This window comes from Leptospira ainazelensis (assembly GCF_016918785.1).
Classification (GTDB): Bacteria; Spirochaetota; Leptospiria; order Leptospirales; family Leptospiraceae; genus Leptospira; species Leptospira ainazelensis.
This window is the reverse complement of the sequence record NZ_JAFFPT010000032.1, coordinates 15,489-34,893: the sequence shown is the minus strand read 5'-3', so window position 1 is coordinate 34,893 and position 19,405 is coordinate 15,489. Positions and strand designations below refer to the sequence as shown.

The 19,405-nt window shown below is 43.5% G+C and carries 10 protein-coding genes; 1 reads left to right on the top strand and 9 read right to left on the bottom strand.

The annotated features are described in order from the left end of the window. The 8 genes from JWG44_RS08690 to JWG44_RS08655 form a co-directional block, all read right to left on the bottom strand. On the bottom strand, positions 1-2,628 hold the full coding sequence (locus JWG44_RS08690; RefSeq protein WP_205274565.1) for a sensor histidine kinase: 2,628 nt from the start codon (positions 2,626-2,628) through the stop codon (positions 1-3). Next, positions 2,625-3,209, bottom strand: coding sequence for a potassium-transporting ATPase subunit KdpC (kdpC, locus tag JWG44_RS08685; RefSeq protein ID WP_205274564.1), 585 nt, complete (start codon positions 3,207-3,209; stop codon positions 2,625-2,627). The genes JWG44_RS08690 and kdpC overlap by 4 nt, the downstream gene beginning before the upstream one ends. Before the next feature lie 10 nt (positions 3,210-3,219). After that, positions 3,220-5,304: a potassium-transporting ATPase subunit KdpB gene (gene kdpB / locus JWG44_RS08680; RefSeq protein WP_205274563.1), complete on the bottom strand. Its 2,085-nt coding sequence runs from the start codon at positions 5,302-5,304 to the stop codon at positions 3,220-3,222. A 10-nt stretch (positions 5,305-5,314) separates the two neighbouring features. After that, positions 5,315-6,988: a potassium-transporting ATPase subunit KdpA gene (gene kdpA / locus JWG44_RS08675; RefSeq protein ID WP_205274562.1), complete on the bottom strand. Its 1,674-nt coding sequence runs from the start codon at positions 6,986-6,988 to the stop codon at positions 5,315-5,317. 9 nt (positions 6,989-6,997) lie between these two features. Continuing rightward, positions 6,998-7,087 (bottom strand): potassium-transporting ATPase subunit F, encoded by a 90-nt coding sequence (locus JWG44_RS08670; protein WP_205274561.1) that lies wholly within the window; start codon positions 7,085-7,087, stop codon positions 6,998-7,000. A gap of 187 nt (positions 7,088-7,274) precedes the next feature. Then, positions 7,275-12,485 carry a trifunctional serine/threonine-protein kinase/ATP-binding protein/SpoIIE family protein phosphatase gene (locus tag JWG44_RS08665; protein ID WP_205274560.1) on the bottom strand — a complete coding sequence of 1,737 codons (5,211 nt, stop codon included), beginning with the start codon at positions 12,483-12,485 and terminating at the stop codon, positions 7,275-7,277. Between the two features lie 65 nt (positions 12,486-12,550). Then, positions 12,551-14,620: an NAD(P)-binding protein gene (locus JWG44_RS08660; protein ID WP_205274559.1), complete on the bottom strand. Its 2,070-nt coding sequence runs from the start codon at positions 14,618-14,620 to the stop codon at positions 12,551-12,553. A 60-nt stretch (positions 14,621-14,680) separates the two neighbouring features. Then, a complete protein-coding gene (locus tag JWG44_RS08655; protein WP_205274558.1) occupies positions 14,681-15,604 on the bottom strand; it encodes a hypothetical protein in 924 nt (307 codons plus the stop codon). Between the two features lie 805 nt (positions 15,605-16,409). On the opposite strand from JWG44_RS08655, the gene JWG44_RS08650 reads away from it, so the two are divergent. Next, the gene (locus tag JWG44_RS08650) at positions 16,410-17,696 is read left to right on the top strand and encodes a hypothetical protein (RefSeq protein WP_205274557.1); all 1,287 of its coding nucleotides are present in this window, start codon (positions 16,410-16,412) and stop codon (positions 17,694-17,696) included. 117 nt (positions 17,697-17,813) lie between these two features. On the opposite strand, the gene JWG44_RS08645 is transcribed toward JWG44_RS08650, so the two are convergent. Beyond that, positions 17,814-19,400: a hypothetical protein gene (locus JWG44_RS08645; RefSeq protein WP_205274556.1), complete on the bottom strand. Its 1,587-nt coding sequence runs from the start codon at positions 19,398-19,400 to the stop codon at positions 17,814-17,816. Positions 19,401-19,405: the final 5 nt, after the last annotated feature.

The window sequence follows — 19,405 nt, the reverse complement described above, 5'->3', positions numbered from 1 at the left end:
TCAACCCGGTTTTACAGGAATATCGATACAAAATCTGGCGCCGCCTTCTTTTCTATTTTCAGCGATCAAAGTTCCTTGGTGAGTTTCCACGATGGATTTGCTGATGGAAAGACCGAGCCCGCTGCCGACGTGGTTCCGATTCTTACTTCTATAAAACTTCTCAAAGATTTTTTCAAGATCTTCTTCGGCGATCCCAGGTCCGTTATCTTCGACGATGTATTGAATTCTTTCCTTTCCGCAAATCAATTCGATCGAAATGGGAGAACCCTCCGCAGAAATTTGAACCGCGTTGAAAACGATATTAAAAAGCGCCTGCTCCATCAAAGTAAAATCCATCCAAACCGGAATCGGATTTTCCGGAATATGAATCACACAACGGCTGTTTTTAACGGTCTGTCTGAGTCTTCTTACCACGACGTGAATCAAATCGGAAGGATCGTGCCAGTCTTGTCTGAGTTTTAGAAAACCGGATTCAAAACGGCTCATGTCCAAAAGGTTTCCCAGTAATAGATTGAGAATCATACTACTTTCATTGATTTCGTTTAACAATTCTTTGCGCGCTTCGCTGGAATCGCCGATTTCAGGTTCTAGAAGCGCTGTAACCGCGCCTCGTATCGCAGAAAGGGGGGTTTTTAATTCGTGAGAGAGGGAATTAAAAATGATCGTATAAAGTCTTTCGGATTGATTTGCAAGATATCTGGTTCTTGTCTCTTCGGATAACAATTCCCTTTCGAGAGCGAGAGCGATTTGATTTCCCATCGTAAGCAAAAAATTTTCCTGATCGAGATTGAGCCTTTCTTTTAAAATAATTCCCAATACGCCGATGATTTTACCCGGCGCTACCATGGGAAAGTAGGTGCCTATGGACATCGAAAGAGTGTCCGAATATTTTCCCGCGTTCGTTTTGTTTTTATAAACCCAGTTTGCGACTGCGGTTTCTTTTGAATCCGGAATAAAATTTCCGGTTCTCGGCGAATTTGAATCGATAGTGCCTTGGTTCTCCAAAAGTATCGTTACGTCGGTTTGGAAAACTTTTTTTAGATATTCGGCCCCGATCTCCGAGATCTGACGAATCTCTCTCGCGTGTCCCAATTCTTTAGAAAGCTCGTATAACGTTGCCAATCGTAACTCCCGATTGACGAGGGCCTTTTCTTTTTGTCTCAGTCTGGAAGTGACGTTTCCGATGATGATCGAAATAAAAAGAAACGATCCGAACATCAGAACGTCTTCCAGCTTTTCTATATAAAACGTGTATTTAGGCGGAATGAACAAGAAGTCCCAGAAAATGCCGGAAAGAAGTCCCGCGAGGATCGTGGGCCCTTTTGAAAAAAAAGAACCGATTCCCGAGACGAAAAAAAGATAGAGAAAAGAAATGCTCCAATATCCGGTGATCGGTTCCAAAAAAAGACTAAGACTCGTAGCCAAAAGAATCAACGCAACCGAAGCGAAGTATTGTTTTCCTCCGGAAGAAGTTCTTAAAAAACGGTTGAGAATCGATTCCTCACCCGAAAACAAAGTATGATCGTATGGAACCAAACACAACTCGAAGTTGGCGGTGATTCTCGCGAGTTTGGAAGCCGGAGAATTCCATTTCTTCCACCAGGACATCGGCGGTTTGCCGAGTACGACGCGTGTGATATTTTTTTGTTCGGCGATTCTAAGGATTGCATCCACCGGATCTTCATCGGCGGAGTATAATATTTCGGAGCCGAGTTCTCTCGCAAAACTCAGGTTTTTCTCGAGTTGACTGATGTTTTCTTTGGAAAGATTTTCTCTCGTTTGATTGTAGATGGAATACAATTCACCGTTTCTTTCATAGGCTAGTCGTTTCGCATAACGTAGCAATGAGTAAGAATTCGGACTTGCGCTGATCGCCACGAGGATTCTTTCCCTGAATCTTGTCGCATCCGGCGAAGTATTAACGTGTCTCGCGGTGTAGTTTAACGCGGTTTCACGTAGAAACGAAAGATTCTCCTTTTTGAAAAAATGATCACCCGCAAGATTTGCTTTTTCCGGAACGTAGACTTTTCCTTCCTGCAAACGTTTGCGAAGATCGTCCGGAGATAAATCGATCAACAGAATTTCATCCGCGATGTCCAAAACGGAATCCGGAATTGTTTCCCGAATTTTTACCGAGGTTGTCTTTTCAACCGCTTCCACCTGACTTTCCAGGTGTTGAACGTTGAGAGTCGTAAAAACGTCAATGCTGTGTTTTAAGATTTCGAGAACGTCTTGGTATCTTTTGATATGTCTGCTTCCGGGAATATTAGTGTGGGCAAACTCGTCCACTAAGACAACTTCGGGTTTTCTTTTGAGAATGGCGTCTATGTCCATCTCTTCGAACTGAATTCCCCTGTGTTCGATGATTTTGCGCGGAAGAATTTCGAGTCCTTCCAAAAGTTCTTCCGTTTCTTTTCTGCCGTGGGTTTCGATATAACCTACGACCACGTCGACTCCTTCTTTTCTAAGAGTACGAGCGGCGTTTAACATCGCGTAGGTTTTCCCGACTCCCGCGACCATCCCGAAAAAGATTTTTAATTTTCCGGAGACGGATTTTTGTTCTTCAGCTTGAATCTTTCTAAGAAGTTCGTCCGGGTCCAAACGGGATTTATCTTTCCATTCGGTCATGGATCTATTTTTCCAAATTTAGAATTCAGATTCAAGTTCAATCTTAAAACGTTGATTCGTTTCTCTCCTATAAACCCGAAGGAAGGTTTTTCGATCGATTCTTCCAAGAGTTTTTTTAATTCTACGGTTTGTTCCGAACTCAGTTTTCTTGCGGTTGCGATCCTCTGCATTTGAAAAGAGGCCGCGGCCGGGCTGATATGCGGATCTAAACCCGATCCCGATGCGAATAAAAGATCGGGAGGAACGGTCGACTGATCCGGATGTTTTTTAAGAAGAAAGTCTTTTCTTTCGTCCACCTTTGCCTTTAAGGAAGCGTTAGTCGCGCTAGAGTTGGACGCCCCTGAAGCCATCGTTGCAAAGTCGGCGGCGGAAGGTCTCGGCCAGAAATATTCGTCTTTTGTAAATTTTTGAGCGAGTAATTCCGATCCCACGATTTGTCCGTTTATTCTGATCAGACTTCCGCCGGATTGTGAAGGGAAAAGCCGTTCCGAAAAACCCGTTACTACGATCGGATAAAAGATTCCCGTCACGAAGATAAGAAAAAATAAGGTTCTGAGTGCGATGAATACCGTGTTTAACATAAAATTCTCCTCAATTGAGTCCTAAAAATACTAAGATCCAGTCGATCAACTTGATTCCGATAAACGGAGTTACGATACCGCCTAAACCGTAGATCAAAAGATTTCGTTTGAGAATGGTGTTCGCGCCTAACGGCTTGTAAGCGACTCCTTTGAGTGCGAGAGGAATCAGCGCTGGAATCACAAGGGCGTTAAAGATCACCGCGCTTAAAACTGCGCTTTTTTGAGAACTCAGTTGCATTAGATTTAGGACGGAGAGAGGACCGCCTAACGCGTCGGAGGTGGCGTAGAAGGTTCCGAACAAGGCGGGAAGAATCGCGAAATACTTTGCGACGTCGTTTGCGATGCTAAAGGTAGTAAGAGCTCCTCTTGTCATCAAAAGTTGTTTCCCGATCTCGACGATTTCGATGAGCTTACTCGGATTACTGTCGAGATCGATCATATTACCGGCTTCTCTCGCGGTCTGGGTTCCGGTGTTCATCGCAACTCCGACGTCCGATTGTGCGAGGGCAGGTGCGTCGTTGGTTCCGTCTCCGATCATCGCGACGAGATAACCTTTCGCTTGTTGTTCCCTGATTCTTTTGAGTTTGGTTTCCGGCGTGGCTTCGGCGAGAAAATCGTCCACACCGGCTTCGGCGGCGATGGCGGCTGCGGTGAGTTGGTTGTCACCGGTGATCATTACGGTGCGGATCCCCATTTTTCGAAGACTCGCAAACCTTTCTTTCAAACCGCCTTTTACGATGTCCTTAAGTTCGATCACTCCTAAAAGTTTACTGTCTTCCGTTACTAAAATCGGAGTACTTCCTTTTTGAGAAATTCTTTGAATCGTATCTTCCATATCGGAGGGGATTTTCTGACTGAAGTTGTAAAGATAGGTTTTGATCGCGTCACCCGCTCCTTTGCGAATTCTTCTCACTACCCTTCCTTCTTTTTTGAGATCGATTCCGCTCATCTTCGTGGACGCGCTAAAGGGAATAAACTCTCCTTCCATTTCCGCAAGGTTCCTTTCCCGGATTCCGAATTTCTCTTTTGCTAATACGACAATGGATCTTCCTTCCGGAGTTTCGTCCGCTAAAGAAGAAAGTTGGGCCACATCGGCGAGATATTTTTCTTCAACACCTTGTGCCGGGAAGAATGCTCTGGCTTCTCTGTTGCCTAACGTGATCGTTCCGGTTTTATCCAAAAGAAGAATGTCGATATCACCCGCCGCTTCGATCGCCTTTCCGCTTTTAGAGATCACGTTAAAACGAATAAGACGTTCCATTCCGGAGATGCCGATCGCAGAAAGTAACCCGGCGATCGTAGTCGGAATCAAACAGACAAGAAGCGAGATCAAAACAGGAATCGAAAGATCAGCCTTTTGTCCTCCTTCTCCGGCGACAAATTCCGCAAGAAAGGGAAGGCTGATCACCGCGATCAAAAATACAAAAGATAAACCGGAAAGGAGCATCGTAAGAGCGATCTCATTCGGAGTTTTCTGACGTTTAGCGCCCTCCACGAGCGCGATCATTTTATCCAAGAACGTATTTCCCTGTTCCGCCGTGATCGAGATTAGGATCTTGTCGCTTAACACTCTGGTTCCGCCGGTCACCGCGCTTCGATCTCCGCCGCTTTCTCTGACGACCGGAGCCGATTCTCCCGTGATTGCGGATTCGTCCACGCTGGCGATACCCTCGATGATTTCTCCGTCTCCGGGGATTAAATCTCCCGGTTCGCATAACACGCGATCGCCGATCTTCAAGGAAGTTCCCGGAACGGGTTGGACTTTTCCGTCTACGATCTTTTTGGCGACGATGTTAGTTCTAGTCTTTTTGAGACTATCGGTTCTTGCTTTTCCGCGACCTTCCGCGATCGCCTCGGCGAAATTCGCGAAAAGGACCGTGAACCATAACCAAAGACCGATCTGAAGATTGAAGGAGGAATAAATTCCGCCGCTCATATCCTTGAAAAAGATCCAAGTTGTGAACAACGCGCCCAAGAATACGATGAACATGACCGGATTCTTAGCTTGAGCTCGAAAGCTCAATTTCCTAAAGGTATTGATCGAAGCTTCTTTTAGAACTCCGGATTCGAAAAAAACTTTGGATTTACGACTCATCCGATTCTCCTTAGAACGTTCTGCCTTGTAACATTAGAAAATGCTCAAGTATTGGGCCGATTGTCAGCGCCGGAAAAAAAGTCAGCGCTCCTACGATGATGATAACCGATAAGAGAAGAATATAAAACGTACCTCCGTCCGTCGAAAAAGATCCTTCCGAAATCACTTCGGATCTTTTTTTAGAGGCGACACTTCCGGCGATCGCCAACGCGGGAAGAATGACTCCGAATCTTCCGATCAGCATCGCAAGTCCCAACATAGAATTGTAAAACGGAGTATCGACGGCTAACCCCGCGAAGGCGGATCCGTTATTCCCCGCGCCCGAAGAGAATGCGTAAAGAATTTCGGAAAGACCGTGAGGCCCTCGGTTTGCCAAGGAGGATAAGCCTTGCGGAAGGCTGACCGCGATCGCGGTGAAAAGAAGGATGACGGTGGAAGGTAAAAGAATTCCCAATAGGGACATTTGGATTTCCCTTTTTTCGATTTTTTTCCCCATATATTCCGGGCTTCTCCCCACCATGATTCCGCTCAAGAATACGGTAAGAAGAATAAACAGAATCATTCCATACATCCCAGCGCCGACGCCTCCGAAGATCACTTCTCCGAGTTGTATATTCAACATTCCTATTAAACCGCCGATGGGTGAAAAACTGTCGTGCATAGAATTCACCGATCCGTTAGACGCAACCGTAGTGGACACTTCCCAAATCGCGCTGTTTAAGATTCCGAAACGTGTTTCCTTTCCTTCCCAAAAACCGCTTGTTCCCGAAAGAGGATTGAACGAGGATTCGGACGTCCAAACCGTCAAAACTCCAATGAGGAAAACGGTCGACATAACGCAGAAGATGACCCAAGCGTGTTTGACGTTGCCTACGATTCTTCCGTATAAGAAAACACAAGCTCCCGGAAGTAAAAGAATCGAAAGCATTTGAAGAAAGTTGGAGATCGGAGTCGGATTTTCAAAAGGATGGGCGCTATTGACTCCGAAAAATCCGCCGCCGTTTGTTCCGAGTTGTTTGATCGCGATTTGAGAGGCGGCCGGACCCAACGGAATGATTTGTGTGTTTCCTTCCAAAGTGGCGGCGGTTAAATATTCCGAGAAGGTCTGAACCACCCCAGTGCCTACCAATATCAACGCCAAAAGAAAAGAAAGCGGAAGAAGAATATAAATCGTTCCCCGTATCAAGTCCCTCCAAAAGTTACCGAGCCCGGGGTTTGTGTTGGAAGAAAGTCCACGTGCCAGCGCCAAGAGAACACAAAGGCCCGTTGCGGCGCTGACGAAATTCTGAACGGTAAGTCCTAAGGATTGCGAAAAATAACTCAACATCGCTTCGCCGGAATATGCCTGCCAATTCGTGTTCGTCATAAAGCTGACCGCGGTATTAAAGGCCAAAAACGGGTTTAGACCGGCCAGGTTTTCAGGATTCATGGGGAGAATATTCTGAAATAATAATATTCCAAAAAGAACCGCAAATCCGAAAAGGTTGAATAATAGGAGTGAAATTGCGTATTCCTTCCACTCCATATTCTTCTTCGGGTCGATTCCGCAGATCTTATAAATGACTGTTTCGGCTTGCGGCGTTTCGGATGAGCTAAAAACTTTATAAAGCCAAGCTCCGAGTAGAGGAGATAAGATTACGATCGAAAAAAGAAAGATCGAAAGTTGGATCCATTCCGTTGCCATAAATTCTCCTTAAAATTTTTCCGGTCTAAAAATCGAATAGACGAGATACGCCAGACAAATTCCGCCCAGGGAAAGGGCCATGGTTGTTTCTAAGTTCATAATATTCTAATTCCTGAATTTGATCGATGTGAAAATTTTATCTGTTCCGAGTTCCTATTTTTTACTAAACCTAAAAAATAGGGAACTGATGAAGATTGATTCATGCTCCAAGTAGATCATGAACGGAGCTTGCGGTCAATCTCTGTGTGATTAAGGAAGAGAAAACGAAGTTAAGAAGTTGTTAAGTTTATAAAACTTCGACGGAAAGGAAGGTGATATCGTCTTGGGTTTTTTGCCCCGAAAGAAAGGCTTCTAAATCTCCGAATATGGACTTTACGAGATCCGGAACCGATTTGGAGGATTCCTTGAGTATCGAATCCAGCAGACGTTCCTCGCCGAATTCTTCTTCAAAAGCGTTGAACTCTTCTACGATTCCATCCGAAAAGAAAAACATCTTATCACCCTTTGAAATTTCCAAAAACTGAGACTGGTATTTTACTTTTTCGGAAATTCCTATGATCGGACCGCTTTTGGAAAGTCGAGTAACCGTACTTCCGCTGAGACAGAATTGATCGGGATGTCCCGCTGCGGAATAAGAAAGTGTTCCTTCTCCCGTGTCCACGTCTGCGATGAGACAACTGAAGAAGGACTTGATCGCGCTGTATTTCGTTATAATTTCTTTGTTCAGCTCCGAAATGACCTCTCCGGGAGGAAGATCCAAATACTTTAAACTTTCATATTCGGATTTGATCAACATCGTGACTAACGCGGCTTGGACGCCGTGCCCGGTCGCGTCCGCAAGGAAAATTCTTATTCTGCCCGGGGATATCTCAGCGTAATCGTAGATGTCGCCGCCGACTTCGTTCATCGGAATGTATTTAGTGAGAATGTAAATTCCGCCTAACGTCACTTCGGGTTTTGGAAGAATTCGATCCTGAATTTTTTGCGCGTAGAGCAAATCCTTTTGTATCAATTTGATAGTGTTGTTGAGTTCGGAAGTCCTTTCCACAACCTTCTCTTCCAGTTCCGCGTAGAGATTTGCGTTTTCGATCGAGATCGCCGCTTGTCCGGCTATCAATTCCAAAGTTTGAATTCTATTTTCGGTGAAAATCCCTTTGACGAGTTGGTTCTCGAGATAGAGGACTCCTTTAAGTCCGCCCGCGTGGACCAAAGGAATACAAATTACCGATTGAGGTCTTTTTTCTTTGATGTATTGATCCGTAAAATCTTTGATCGAAGAAGAATCGAATCCGTTTGTAGAAATCATTTTTCCGGTTCTAAAAACGTAGTTGAGATAAGATACAGGATACTGGGTTTCTTCGAGCTCGGGAAGATTTTCAACTACGATTCCGTCCTCTCCGCTCTGACCGGCCAAATAGACCATTAGATTTTTATTGTGTAAGTGAAAGTAGATGGCACGGGTTGCGCCCGCGGTTTCCATGGCGATTTGAATCAACTTCTTCAAAAGATTGTCCAATACGATTTCACCGGAAAGTAAATTATAAGTTTTTAATATGATTTCCTGATCCAGATCGGGGGTTTGGTTCTGCATCTTTCTTCCGATCGCTTCTGGAGAAAGGGAAAGGTCGAGTCTGTTTGAAAATAGGTTTTCGAGATCTTCGACCTTGGTCGTGGCTCCCCATCTGGAATATGAGTCGATCGCGTGTTGAATGTAATGATTTCCTAATGAAAAGTTTCCGTTTTTATAATGGAACTTGGCGGCGATTTCGCAAGTAAGGGCTTGAAAGGAAAGAAAGCCGGACTCTTGAAAGAGTTTGATCGCCCTTTCGTAGCCCGAAATCGTTTCGCCCACTTTGCCCTTGTTTCTATCCCATTCGGCTCTTAAAAGTTCCAAATGCCCCATAAAATTTTCGGGGCAATCCTTGCTCCAGTTTTCGAAAAGTGTAAAAATCTTTTTCAACTTTTTGGAGAATCGGGTTCTATCGGAAAAAGATAAATCCTTAAAGTTATCGAGAATGGTAAGTCCGTAATAAAACCAAAATTCCGCATAGGGAATCAAACCGAACGCGTTTTGGATTAGTTTTTCGCCTTCTTGCCCCGCCTCCAGTCCCTTTTGGGAATTTCCGGAAAAGTAGTATAACTTCGTCAGATCGTGATAAAAGTAGGAGAGAGCCGTGAAATTCTTATCTTCTAAAATTCTCTTTTCAAATTCCTTGCTGTGAAAGTTTTCGTCGTCGAGAGAATCGGGTGATTGTGTCTTACCAGAGAGGGCTTTTATAAATTGATGAGAACTTTTTGCTATCGTAAAGGCAAAGTTGTCTCTAGACGCCGTAAAGAATTGATCTGCGTTTACGATGTCGTTTAACAATTCTTCGATCGGAAAGGATGCGAATATCTTTTTCTGAGTTTTGGCCTGCATGCTGAACCCTGCGTAAAAAATATCCCCGTTTTGCAAAGCTCCGTTGTGTACGTCGTCGAGGAGGCTGATGTCCAGGGTGATATGCCTTTTCCAGTGACAAAGATACGCCGAATAAACGTACTGCACCTTCCATTTTACCAAATCGAAAGGTATCTTGTCGTTGAGATTCATCGCCAGTTTTGAATAACGAATCGCTTGATCTAAATCTTTGAGAGCTTGATTTACTATCATCCCGTAACCGCTATATGCGATCGGACTACTTCTGGAAACTCCCTTTGTTAAAGATGTATTAAACATTTTTAATACGATTAAGGCAAAGAGATTTTGATTGTAAGTAAACGCCGAAGGTCCGAGGTCCGCAAAAAGATCGATTAAGGCCTGATATTCCTGCTCCCCGTTTTCCCGAACGTTTACGAGTTCGATATCGGTTTTTCCTTTGGAAAGAATCATGGAAAGAAAAAGTTCCTTAAAAAGAACCAGAGTTACTCTAAACGGAGAGGAGGGGATATTGATCTTAAAACGTCTCATGGCTCGAAGACCTGCGAGCACCGCATTCTCCACTTTGTTCATTTTGGAATAAAGCCTAACTTGAATTGCGTCGGCGCGGATATGTTGCAGATCGGGGAGATTCAGATTTTCCAACGATTCTAAAAGTTGCATCGCCCGTTCGTAGTCGTTCAAAAGATATTCGGTTTCTGCGGTTTCCAGAATTACGTTGGAATACAATTCCAAATCGTTGATCATAGCGGCTTGATCCAGAGAGCCCATCGCAAAATTCAGATATTGAAGAGAACTTTCGTAGGAGCCGGAGCTCTTGGCCTGTAAGCCCGCTTTGTAATTCAGGAGAGTGAGTTTTTTTCTAAGCGTTTCCTCTTCTATGATTTCTTGAGATTGGTTTAAGTGATTCGTAATTTGAAAAAGAACCCTATTTTTAGGATCGGGTCCGTGTAAGTTCAGAAGAGCGATTCCGACCTTTTTGTGAAATTCCTTTCGTTTTGAATCTTCCAAAAGGCTGTATGCTGCTTGTTGGACTCGGTCGTGCGAAAAACCGAATGCTTGTTCGGCGGAAATATTCTCTTCAAAAAGAGAATGGTCTTGGTTGTGAGAAGGAGCTAAAAGTCCTTCTCTTACCGCTTCCCATAAGATTTGATTGAGCTTTCCTGCGTCGAAAAAATGTAATTTAGAAATGAACCCGGAAGTAAATCTTTCTCCGAGACAAGAACATACGCCTAAAAGTTCCTGAACGCCTGGAGAGAGATCTCTGATCCTTTGACACAGAAGACTGATTACGTTATCCGCAACCGGAAGCTGAAGGGCTTTTTCAGTATCCCATTTCCAGAGTTTTGTTTCAAATTGGTATGAAATCGAGTTCGTCTTTTCCGATGTTCGGAGCAGCTGAACGACCGCGAACGGGTTTCCCAGAGTTTTTTTATGAAGAACCGAAGATACGATTCGGATCTCATCCGTCGGACCTGGGGCCAAATCTTGCAAGAGGCGATAGATACTTTCTTCGTCCAAAGGATGAACCGTGACAAGACTCTTCTGGACCTTGTTACTTTCTAAAGATTCCAAGATTTTTGAAAACAGATTGGATTTTTCGGCCGCTTCGGGACGATAGGAAAGAATACATAAGAAATTCTTAATCTTTGAATAGATTAAAAAAGTTTCTATCAGTTTTAAACTCGCAGGATCAGCCCACTGGAGATCGTCCATATAAAGAACGAGAGGCCGACTCATTTCGGAAATGGCTCTGATAAAATTTCGAAGCGTAAAGTAGAATCGGTTTCTGTTTTCATCCGGAGGAAGTTCCGCCAATTCGGGTTGAGGTCCGATAATAAATTCCAGTTCGGGAATTTGATTTAATAAAATTTTTCCGTTTGCTCCCGTGTACTGCTGAATGAGTTTTTTAAACTCTTTGATATCCTTTTCCGGTTTGGATAAAAAGATCGAAACGAGATCCCGAAGAGAATGGATCAATCCCCCGAAAGGAACTGAAGTTTCATACTGATCGAATTTTCCCTGAACTACGATTCCACCCCGTTCGGAAATACTTTTTAGAAAGGATTTTGCCAAGGCCGATTTTCCGGATCCGGATTCCCCGGTGATTAAAACCAGCCCCGTTTCGCCTCGAAATACCCTATCCAGAGACGATTCTAAAATTCCCTTTTCGCGATCCCTTCCGTAAAGCGCGGAAGGATCGAACGTCAATTCCGGGATATCCCTTGTCCCGGGGATAAATACCGTTTCGTTATCCTTATCCCGGAATTCTTTGAGGGAAAGTTCCAAGTCGTATATCAATCCGTTAATGGATGCATAACGTTGTTCCGGATCTTTTTCTAAAAGTTTCGCGATGATAAGCGAAATGGAAACGGGAAGATCGTCCCGAAGAGTATGGACCGGAGCCGGTTTTCTTGCAAGATGGGCGTGCAAAATTTCGTTTCTGTCCTTCGAAACAAAAGGCAAGATTCCGGTGATCATCTGATAGAAAATGATACCCAAAGAATAAAAATCGGTTCGAAGATCCAAAACGCGAGAAAGTCTTCCGGATAATTCCGGAGGAAGATACGATAGAATTTCGACCGATAGATCCGGGGTAATGGAGGGTGACGTGTCTTTCCCGGAAAAAGTCGCGGCTGAAAAATCGGTGATTCTTGCGAATCCCGTCTCGGGTTGTATCCAGATATTTCCCGGACGTAAGGCTTGGTGCAAAATTCTTTTTTCATGAATTTCTTTGAGAGCTAAAGATATAGTCATGGCAATCTCAAAAAATTTTTCTACAGAATTAACACCATTTGGATACATTCTGGAGAGGGGAACCGATCCGTTGTCTTCGATGACGAGAACCGGAAGATCTTCATGACGGATTAATTCCAGGGAGTTTTGAATTCTTGGTCCTTTAGCAAAACTAGAAATTCTAAAATCGTGATGAATCTTTTGGATATCTTTGCGTGAAGGATTTTTCTGACGAAGAATTTTGAGAAGAACGTGTTTCCCCGATCTTTGATCCAGAGATCTGTATATCAGAAACTGATGATCAATGGAAAAGGATTCGAAGGTTTCAAAGCCGGGGAGTTCCATCCTGGAAGAACTGTGATATTCTCCCTAGGATTAAAATCAAAAAGAAAAAAATTGATTTTAGAAAATCAGAGGAAACATTTTGCCGCTTCGATTCCGCTCACAACGGTGCTTTCTACACAACCCGCGTTCAAGATCGGATTTTGTATCCAGTCTCCCGTGATGACAAGGTTCGAATATCCGTTCATTCCTGCCGGAAGCCTATATTTAGTCGATCCTTTCGCCGATAAGACATATCTTTCGGTGGGCTGAATGTTTAAACGGACAAACTGGCCTTCGATTCTCGTTTCTCCGTTTTTCCCCGGTTTATCGAGAAGAAGATTCCAGTCGAATCCGCCTCTGGCTCCCGTCGCGGTTGCCGCAGGCCAAAGCGTGCTTACGTCTTGATTTAAGAAGTTAGCGACTCTTGCTTTTAATTTTTTCATCTCTGCCTCGATGTCAGGGTTGGCAAGAGGATTGCTCGGCGCGGTTCCCGGAGGAGAAGGTCCGCAAAAGTAGGCGATATGATTCGGGGTCATCGAGTCCGGCCAAGATTCTCGATTGATGAGATGGCTCATGTCGCACCAAGTATCGAAGGGTTCCACAAAAGAACCGAGGATTGGAGGTTCGTTCTTCCAATACTTCCATCCTAGACCGGCAGTGTCCGGAAACATCCAGAGTTGAAACGCGTCCGTCAAACAGGTTTCGATCGTATCCGTCATCTGTTTCCACTGCGGATTTGTGTTTAGAATTTGAGGGCATAAGAATGGAATAGCCCCGATCGAAATTCCGAAGACGATCCGATCATAGTCTTTTCCGTATTCTAAAACTATCTCCTCTCTGTCCTTCCAGTCTGACCAATAGTTTTCGAGATCTACATTCTCTTTTTTTAATATTTCTCCTTCTACGATTTGGTCGTAGAGGGGCTCCGACGGCCAACAGCCAAGACCTTTAACGTCGATTAGGGGGGAATATTCTTCCGATTTTAACGTTACTTGTCTTCCGATTCGGATTCTCTGAATGTTCTCTTTTCCGTCTGCGGATCCGGGAACGAGTTCACGAACTCTATGAAAAAATTTGATCTTTACTCCTTTTTGTTTTAGAATTTCGTAAAGGGGAGTCATAATCGTATCTCCCATTCCCGCCTGCATCCTATACGCGACAGCGCCTTTGTATGTGAAGACCATACGAAGCGCTCCTTTGAGAGCCGTTCCCGCCGCAAAAGTATATTGGTTGACTCCTCCGAAAACAAGACCGTAGATCGCTTGGACGATCGCGGAGTTGATCGTGAGTTCGCTCGCTCCGTGATGTCTTAGCCATTCTCTATAGTCGTAGTCGTCGATACTTTCAAAACCTTTTTCGAAAACACGATCTTCGATCATACCCTTGATGTTAGTGAGGGAAAAATCGACCATGATCCAGAAACGTCTGGCTTCCGTATCGGATTCGATTTTTTTCTCGACCTTTGCCCATAAATTTTTCATAAAGAGGTCGAGAATTTTTAGAAAACGATCCTTTGGAAAATCCCCGCTGAGTTTATCCAAAAGCGTTTTTAAAATCAGGATCGTCTTTCCGATCATGTCGAGTCCTATGTCTTCTATAGTTTCTTCAACCCATTCTAAGATCTGATTCCAGATCCCGCTTTTGTTCTCGTCTTCTTTTTCCGGAAAGATCGTGTCCGCGTTTTCGTTGTAGTATTTTCGCAAGTAGTTTAGAATCAGAGACGGATACGTTGTCGGATCGGGAAGATCCAAAGTGTCGCCAGGGACTTGATCGTTCATCGGAAATTCGATGGGCCAAGGAACGTATCCTTCGTTTACCTTTTCCTCCAGGACAAAATAATTAGCGGGTTTAAACGCTTCTTCCCAAGTCGCCAAAGGTTGTGTGAGAGATCTGCCCGCTTCCTGATAACATTTGCGGATGAGTTGAAATGCGTGGTCGTAAAAGCCGAACCAGATATGAAGACCGTGTTCTTCGATACGGTTGTAGATTTGCTGGTTTCTTCCGCTGGCGCCTTTTCCTCCGAGTCTCCAACCCATGTGATACAAGGTAAGATCGTATTTTTGATCCCAACCCGGTTGGGAAGTGATTTCGTAGGCGGTTACGAGCGAACTCAAACCTCCTCCTAAAATAACAACTTTTTCTTTTTTGTCGGCCATTTTTCTACCTAACTTATATTTAACTCTAGTATATTTAATTTTAAGAATATTCTTAAAATATTATGTATTTTGGTGAATGATTTTTCCGGGAGAAAAATCGAAATCGAAATCACACCAGATTCCGAATTGAACCGGAACCGAGGTTCCTTTGAGACCGAAGTCGGCGACAAAAGGGAAATACGGATTGTCTAAAAGATCCAAAACGTAATTACCTTCCAAAAGTCCGCCTTTGCGAAAATGGGTTACGTTGCTGCTCGCTTCCACGATGGCTTGATAACAAGCCAAGGTCGGATTTGCGGCGTCCCTGAATTGTTTTAAAAAAACCATTCCCAGTTCGGGTGAGAATAAGAAGTCCAATAGGTTTACTACGAGCCCCATACCTGGGATTGCGATCTTAGAAGGATCTCCAAAAAGAATCTCCGCAAACTTACTTCCGATCTTTGAAAAATCGTCATAGGATTCTTTTTTTGTGGAACCGCCCGGAGGACAGGTCAGAGTGAACATCCTCTGGGAAATCGCTTGTCTGTCTTTCCCGCGCGGTGTGACGGCATCGACGGAGAAATATTCCGGCGGAACTTGCAAAGAGGGCATCTGAAAGTCGCCTTGAATTTTATGAAACCCGTAGATTTCTCTTCCGGTCGCCATTGCGGTGGGAATGTCCACAAAAAGATAAGGTTGATAAAAACGAATTCTGAGAGGATCCTTTGCGAAAAGCGGAATCCAAAATCCGACGTCGGTTTCTTCCACCCAGCCGCAATCGTTCCCGGGAACCAGGTATTGTTGTTTTGCAAAGACAAGAAACAATTTATCGGTAAACGCGGAATAGTGTGCGGATCCGTTCGCCGGACCGTTTAGATCACGATCGACAATCGTTTGAATCGCATTCTGATTTCCTTCTATACAAAAAGAATAAAATTCCACCTGTTTCATTTGATAGGGTGGCGGTAATTCCTGTTCTCCACCGCGTACAACGTAGTTTGCCATGAGTTCTCCTGTTTTGATCGGGGTTCATGGTTTCTTAGAAACTTAAAATATTGTAAATAAGAAAATTACGAAAAAATGATGGTTCTTTTGTCTCTGGTTCCGTAGGCGTTTCCGGAAAGGAATTTCCGAATTTTGTAAAGGAGCCGGCCCGTCCTGAAACGAAGACCTAAATTAAAAGCGAAATAAAAAGAAATAACCTTTTTCAACGTTCTTCGGCTTTCCGCATGGAACGAAAATTGTGGAGAAAAGTTTTCCAAGCACGGGTTCATTTTAAAAACGTTTAGCGTATCCGAAAGAAGCCGCATCGTATTCTCAGGAGTTTACGGTCTTCGGCTCAAGTGAAAAATTGAGACTAGGATTGGCGTATCCGGAATTGCATAAAACTGCAAGTATTTATTTCGACTGAATCATAAAGTGCAGAAGAGTCTGTTTATGATAGATTCAAAAAATGGTATATATTGTATTTAGAATACAATGTCCTATTTTTTGCGATCGTATATTTTGTTTTTATGTATTGTCTCTAAGATGATGATGTATTATAGAATGATAAAATTCAACATGTCTCTCCAAACCTATTGATCTATAAGTGGACAGAGGAAGTTGTCAAATTCGACGCTAATTTTAAAGTCTTCTTTGTTTTAAGAACGATGTCCTCAAAAAACGAATTTAGATTCGTAATCTTGGGAACCTAAGAAAATAAAACGAAGAGGTGGATGAAATGAAACATTTCTTGCTATTGCTTGCTGTTCTTTTTCCGTTTTCGCAAACGATTTTTGCGGAGAATTGGCGTGAATCGGGAAGTTTTTTGCTGCCTATTTTTCCGGGCGTGAATGAGTCTCTTGGGACTAACATCCGATTGATTACGATAAAAAATACGAATTCCGATTCTTCCGCGGTAGGAAACGTCGCGCTCGCTTATGTAGAGGCTAACAACGAACGGAATACCACTCCTCGTCCGATTCGGGTCAAAAAACTTTCTAGTTACAAGGGAGGGGGACCGTTTTCTTCTTCGCTCGATACTTGGATCGCTCTTGGAAATGCGGGTTTTACAAACCGAGGATTTTCTTTTACGGGATATGCGGATTTGGAAGAATACAACTATGAGATCGGCGGGACCAGTCTAACCAGTCCTATTTTAGGTTGTTTTGACGCACCTTGCGCCGGTTTTCAAACGTTAGGAGTTGTTTCCACCATAGTTCCCCAGATAGAACCGGCTTTCGCTTATCCGAACGAAAAGAGTAATACGGATATGATCTCCACCGAAACTCACGATTATTTTGCCTATCCCGATCAGACTCTGGGAGGTAAGGTAACGGTCGTTAGGCGAGAGCATACCGGCGGTTCTTTGTCGAGCGGAGCTTGGGAAGTCGTGGCTCAACCGGGTTTTTCAGGAGCAGGGACGATCGCCCACATTCGACTCGCATATAAGCGAGGAAATGAAATCCGCGTAGTGGTCGCTACGGATAACGGTTCTTTATCCGCGATTCAAGTATTTCGTTTATCGCGAATTCAAATCATGGGAATACCTCCGTTTTCTTTTTGGGTGCAGGAAGGAAATACGATTTCGGCCTCTCATGTAATTATGAGTGATCCTTCGCTTCCGAATTTCAAATACTATGCTCATCCGGATTTGGAAATCGATAACAATGGAATTCCACATTTGTTGTTTACCCGAATGACATCCGCTTCCGAAGGAGGAAGGATTCAGTCCACAGTTCGAATTCTGAGCGGAAATACTTGGGTCAATTTTGTGGACCCATTTATCGGAAATTTAACCGGCGAGGACAATGTGTGTACGGACATGACATTCGATACGATCACAAACAGACTATTTGTTGGATGTGTGAACGTAACACACGCGAGACCGATGGTAAAAACACTGAGCGGTTTTCTAATAACCCGTTGGACGACCTTGGGAGATATCCTTTCGGAAGCAGGAAACAAAACTGCGTGTATTCCCTTTTTTCCGTCGGCGGATACCGGGATTACGTACGACCGTGGAACTAACGCGTTGTTCTTTGCTTATTCGAGTTGCGGCGGTAATACGAGCAATGTTCCGAATGTCCGCGTTGTAGCGAAGGACTTGGATTAATCTAGGAATCCTGTCACTGCGGAAAGGCTAAGGCGAAGTTTTCGACCTTAGCCTTTCTATTTTTTTCTAGTTTAGAAAATAATACTCGGTTAAAAAAAAACGGTTTAAGAATCGTCTTCACGGCAAAGGTTTTCTTCCGGTTAGTTTATGCCAGAGTTCGATCTCTTCGGTTTTCTTTTTTCGAAATCGAATGAATTTTTTTTTCGAAACCGGATTCCATATTAGAATTTCATATTTTTCGCAATAGATGCGTCGGTCCGGTTCGCCGAATTCTTCCTTTAATGTCTTTTCATTCAAACCCGGAAGGACGGCAAAGTTATATTCTTCCTTTGGAATTTTTGTATACCAGTTCCAGGAATTCTGCCAGTATTCGGGATGCAGGTCCTCCAAATAGTTATCGGCGCGCAGATCCGTTCGGGAAAAAATTCTGATTCTTCTTGAATCCCAAAAGTTGGAGAGTCCCCTCGAAAGAGAATGGATCTTCCGGTTTTTATCCAGACAAGACGTTAAAGAATCTTGATAAAGCCTCGGTCGTAAATCTCCCCAATACAATGAACAAACGCCGATCGTCAAAAAAAGAAAACCCAGTATCCGAGAGATCCGTTTTGGATAGGGAAGAGACAAACGGAAAAGCGCGACGATAACAAGGGGAATCCAGAAAAAAAGAAGAGGTAGCAGATAACGTATGGCGACCCCTTCCTTTTGAAAAATTCCGCTGACGCTTCCGGAAATCAAAATTCCGAAAGAAGAAATAAAAATACTTCCTATGAGAAAAAGAGAATGTTTTTGGAACGAGTTTTCGGAGTTTTTATTTTTCTTTGAGAATCGGAAAAGGATCCAAATCGAAAGATAAAGAGCAAGAAGAATTCCGAAAGAATACGGTGTGTTTACGATTTGGTTTTGTAACGTGATCCACAGAGGAGAAAAAAAGTTCCATGAAAATTCTCCCTTGTAATAACCTGTAGGAATAAAAATCAGATCCGATTTTGTAAGACTTCGGTAACAATAAGCTCCGATCCCAAAGTTAAAAATCAATAGTAAAAAAGAATTTCGACCATCGGGGTCTTTTGTCCTTTTCCATTCCGATCCCAAAAAAAACAGACATGGAAGAGAAAAATAAAAGAGATACAAAGGATCGGATACGATCAACAAAATCTGCATCACCCCGAATAAAAGCCAAAATAAAACTTTGTGTTTCCATTTTTCTTTGGAAAGCCAAAGACCCGAAGAGAACAAACTAAAAACGAGGGCTCCTCCGTGGGCCGCAAAACCGAAAACCGGAAAAAAATAGGAATAAAACGAAAAGGAAATCAAAAAAATAGAATATACAAAAAGTGTAATTTTTGAGACTATAATTTTGTTTTCCTCAGAGTCGGTTCCGGAGCGCAAAAAGAATAAAAGTGCGGTCAGAAGCCCCAGAGACTGTAAAAAGAAAACGAGGTAAAGGCTCAAGACCCCGTCCGTCACAAAAAGTTTGATCAGAAAAAAAAGCGCAGCATCGGGAAAAAAATACGGAGAAGGAGTGAGGCTCCAACCGAAAAAAGTGTTCCCGTCCGTGATAATATCCTGATAGAGAACCGCCGGATAAAGGATATCGGCGTTAAAGACAAGAGCCGAGATTTGAGTCTGATTGTTAAGCGAAGTCAGAAAAACAAAAAAGGAAATCGTAACGAGTACGATTTCCTTTTTGAACTTCCCGATCATTCGGT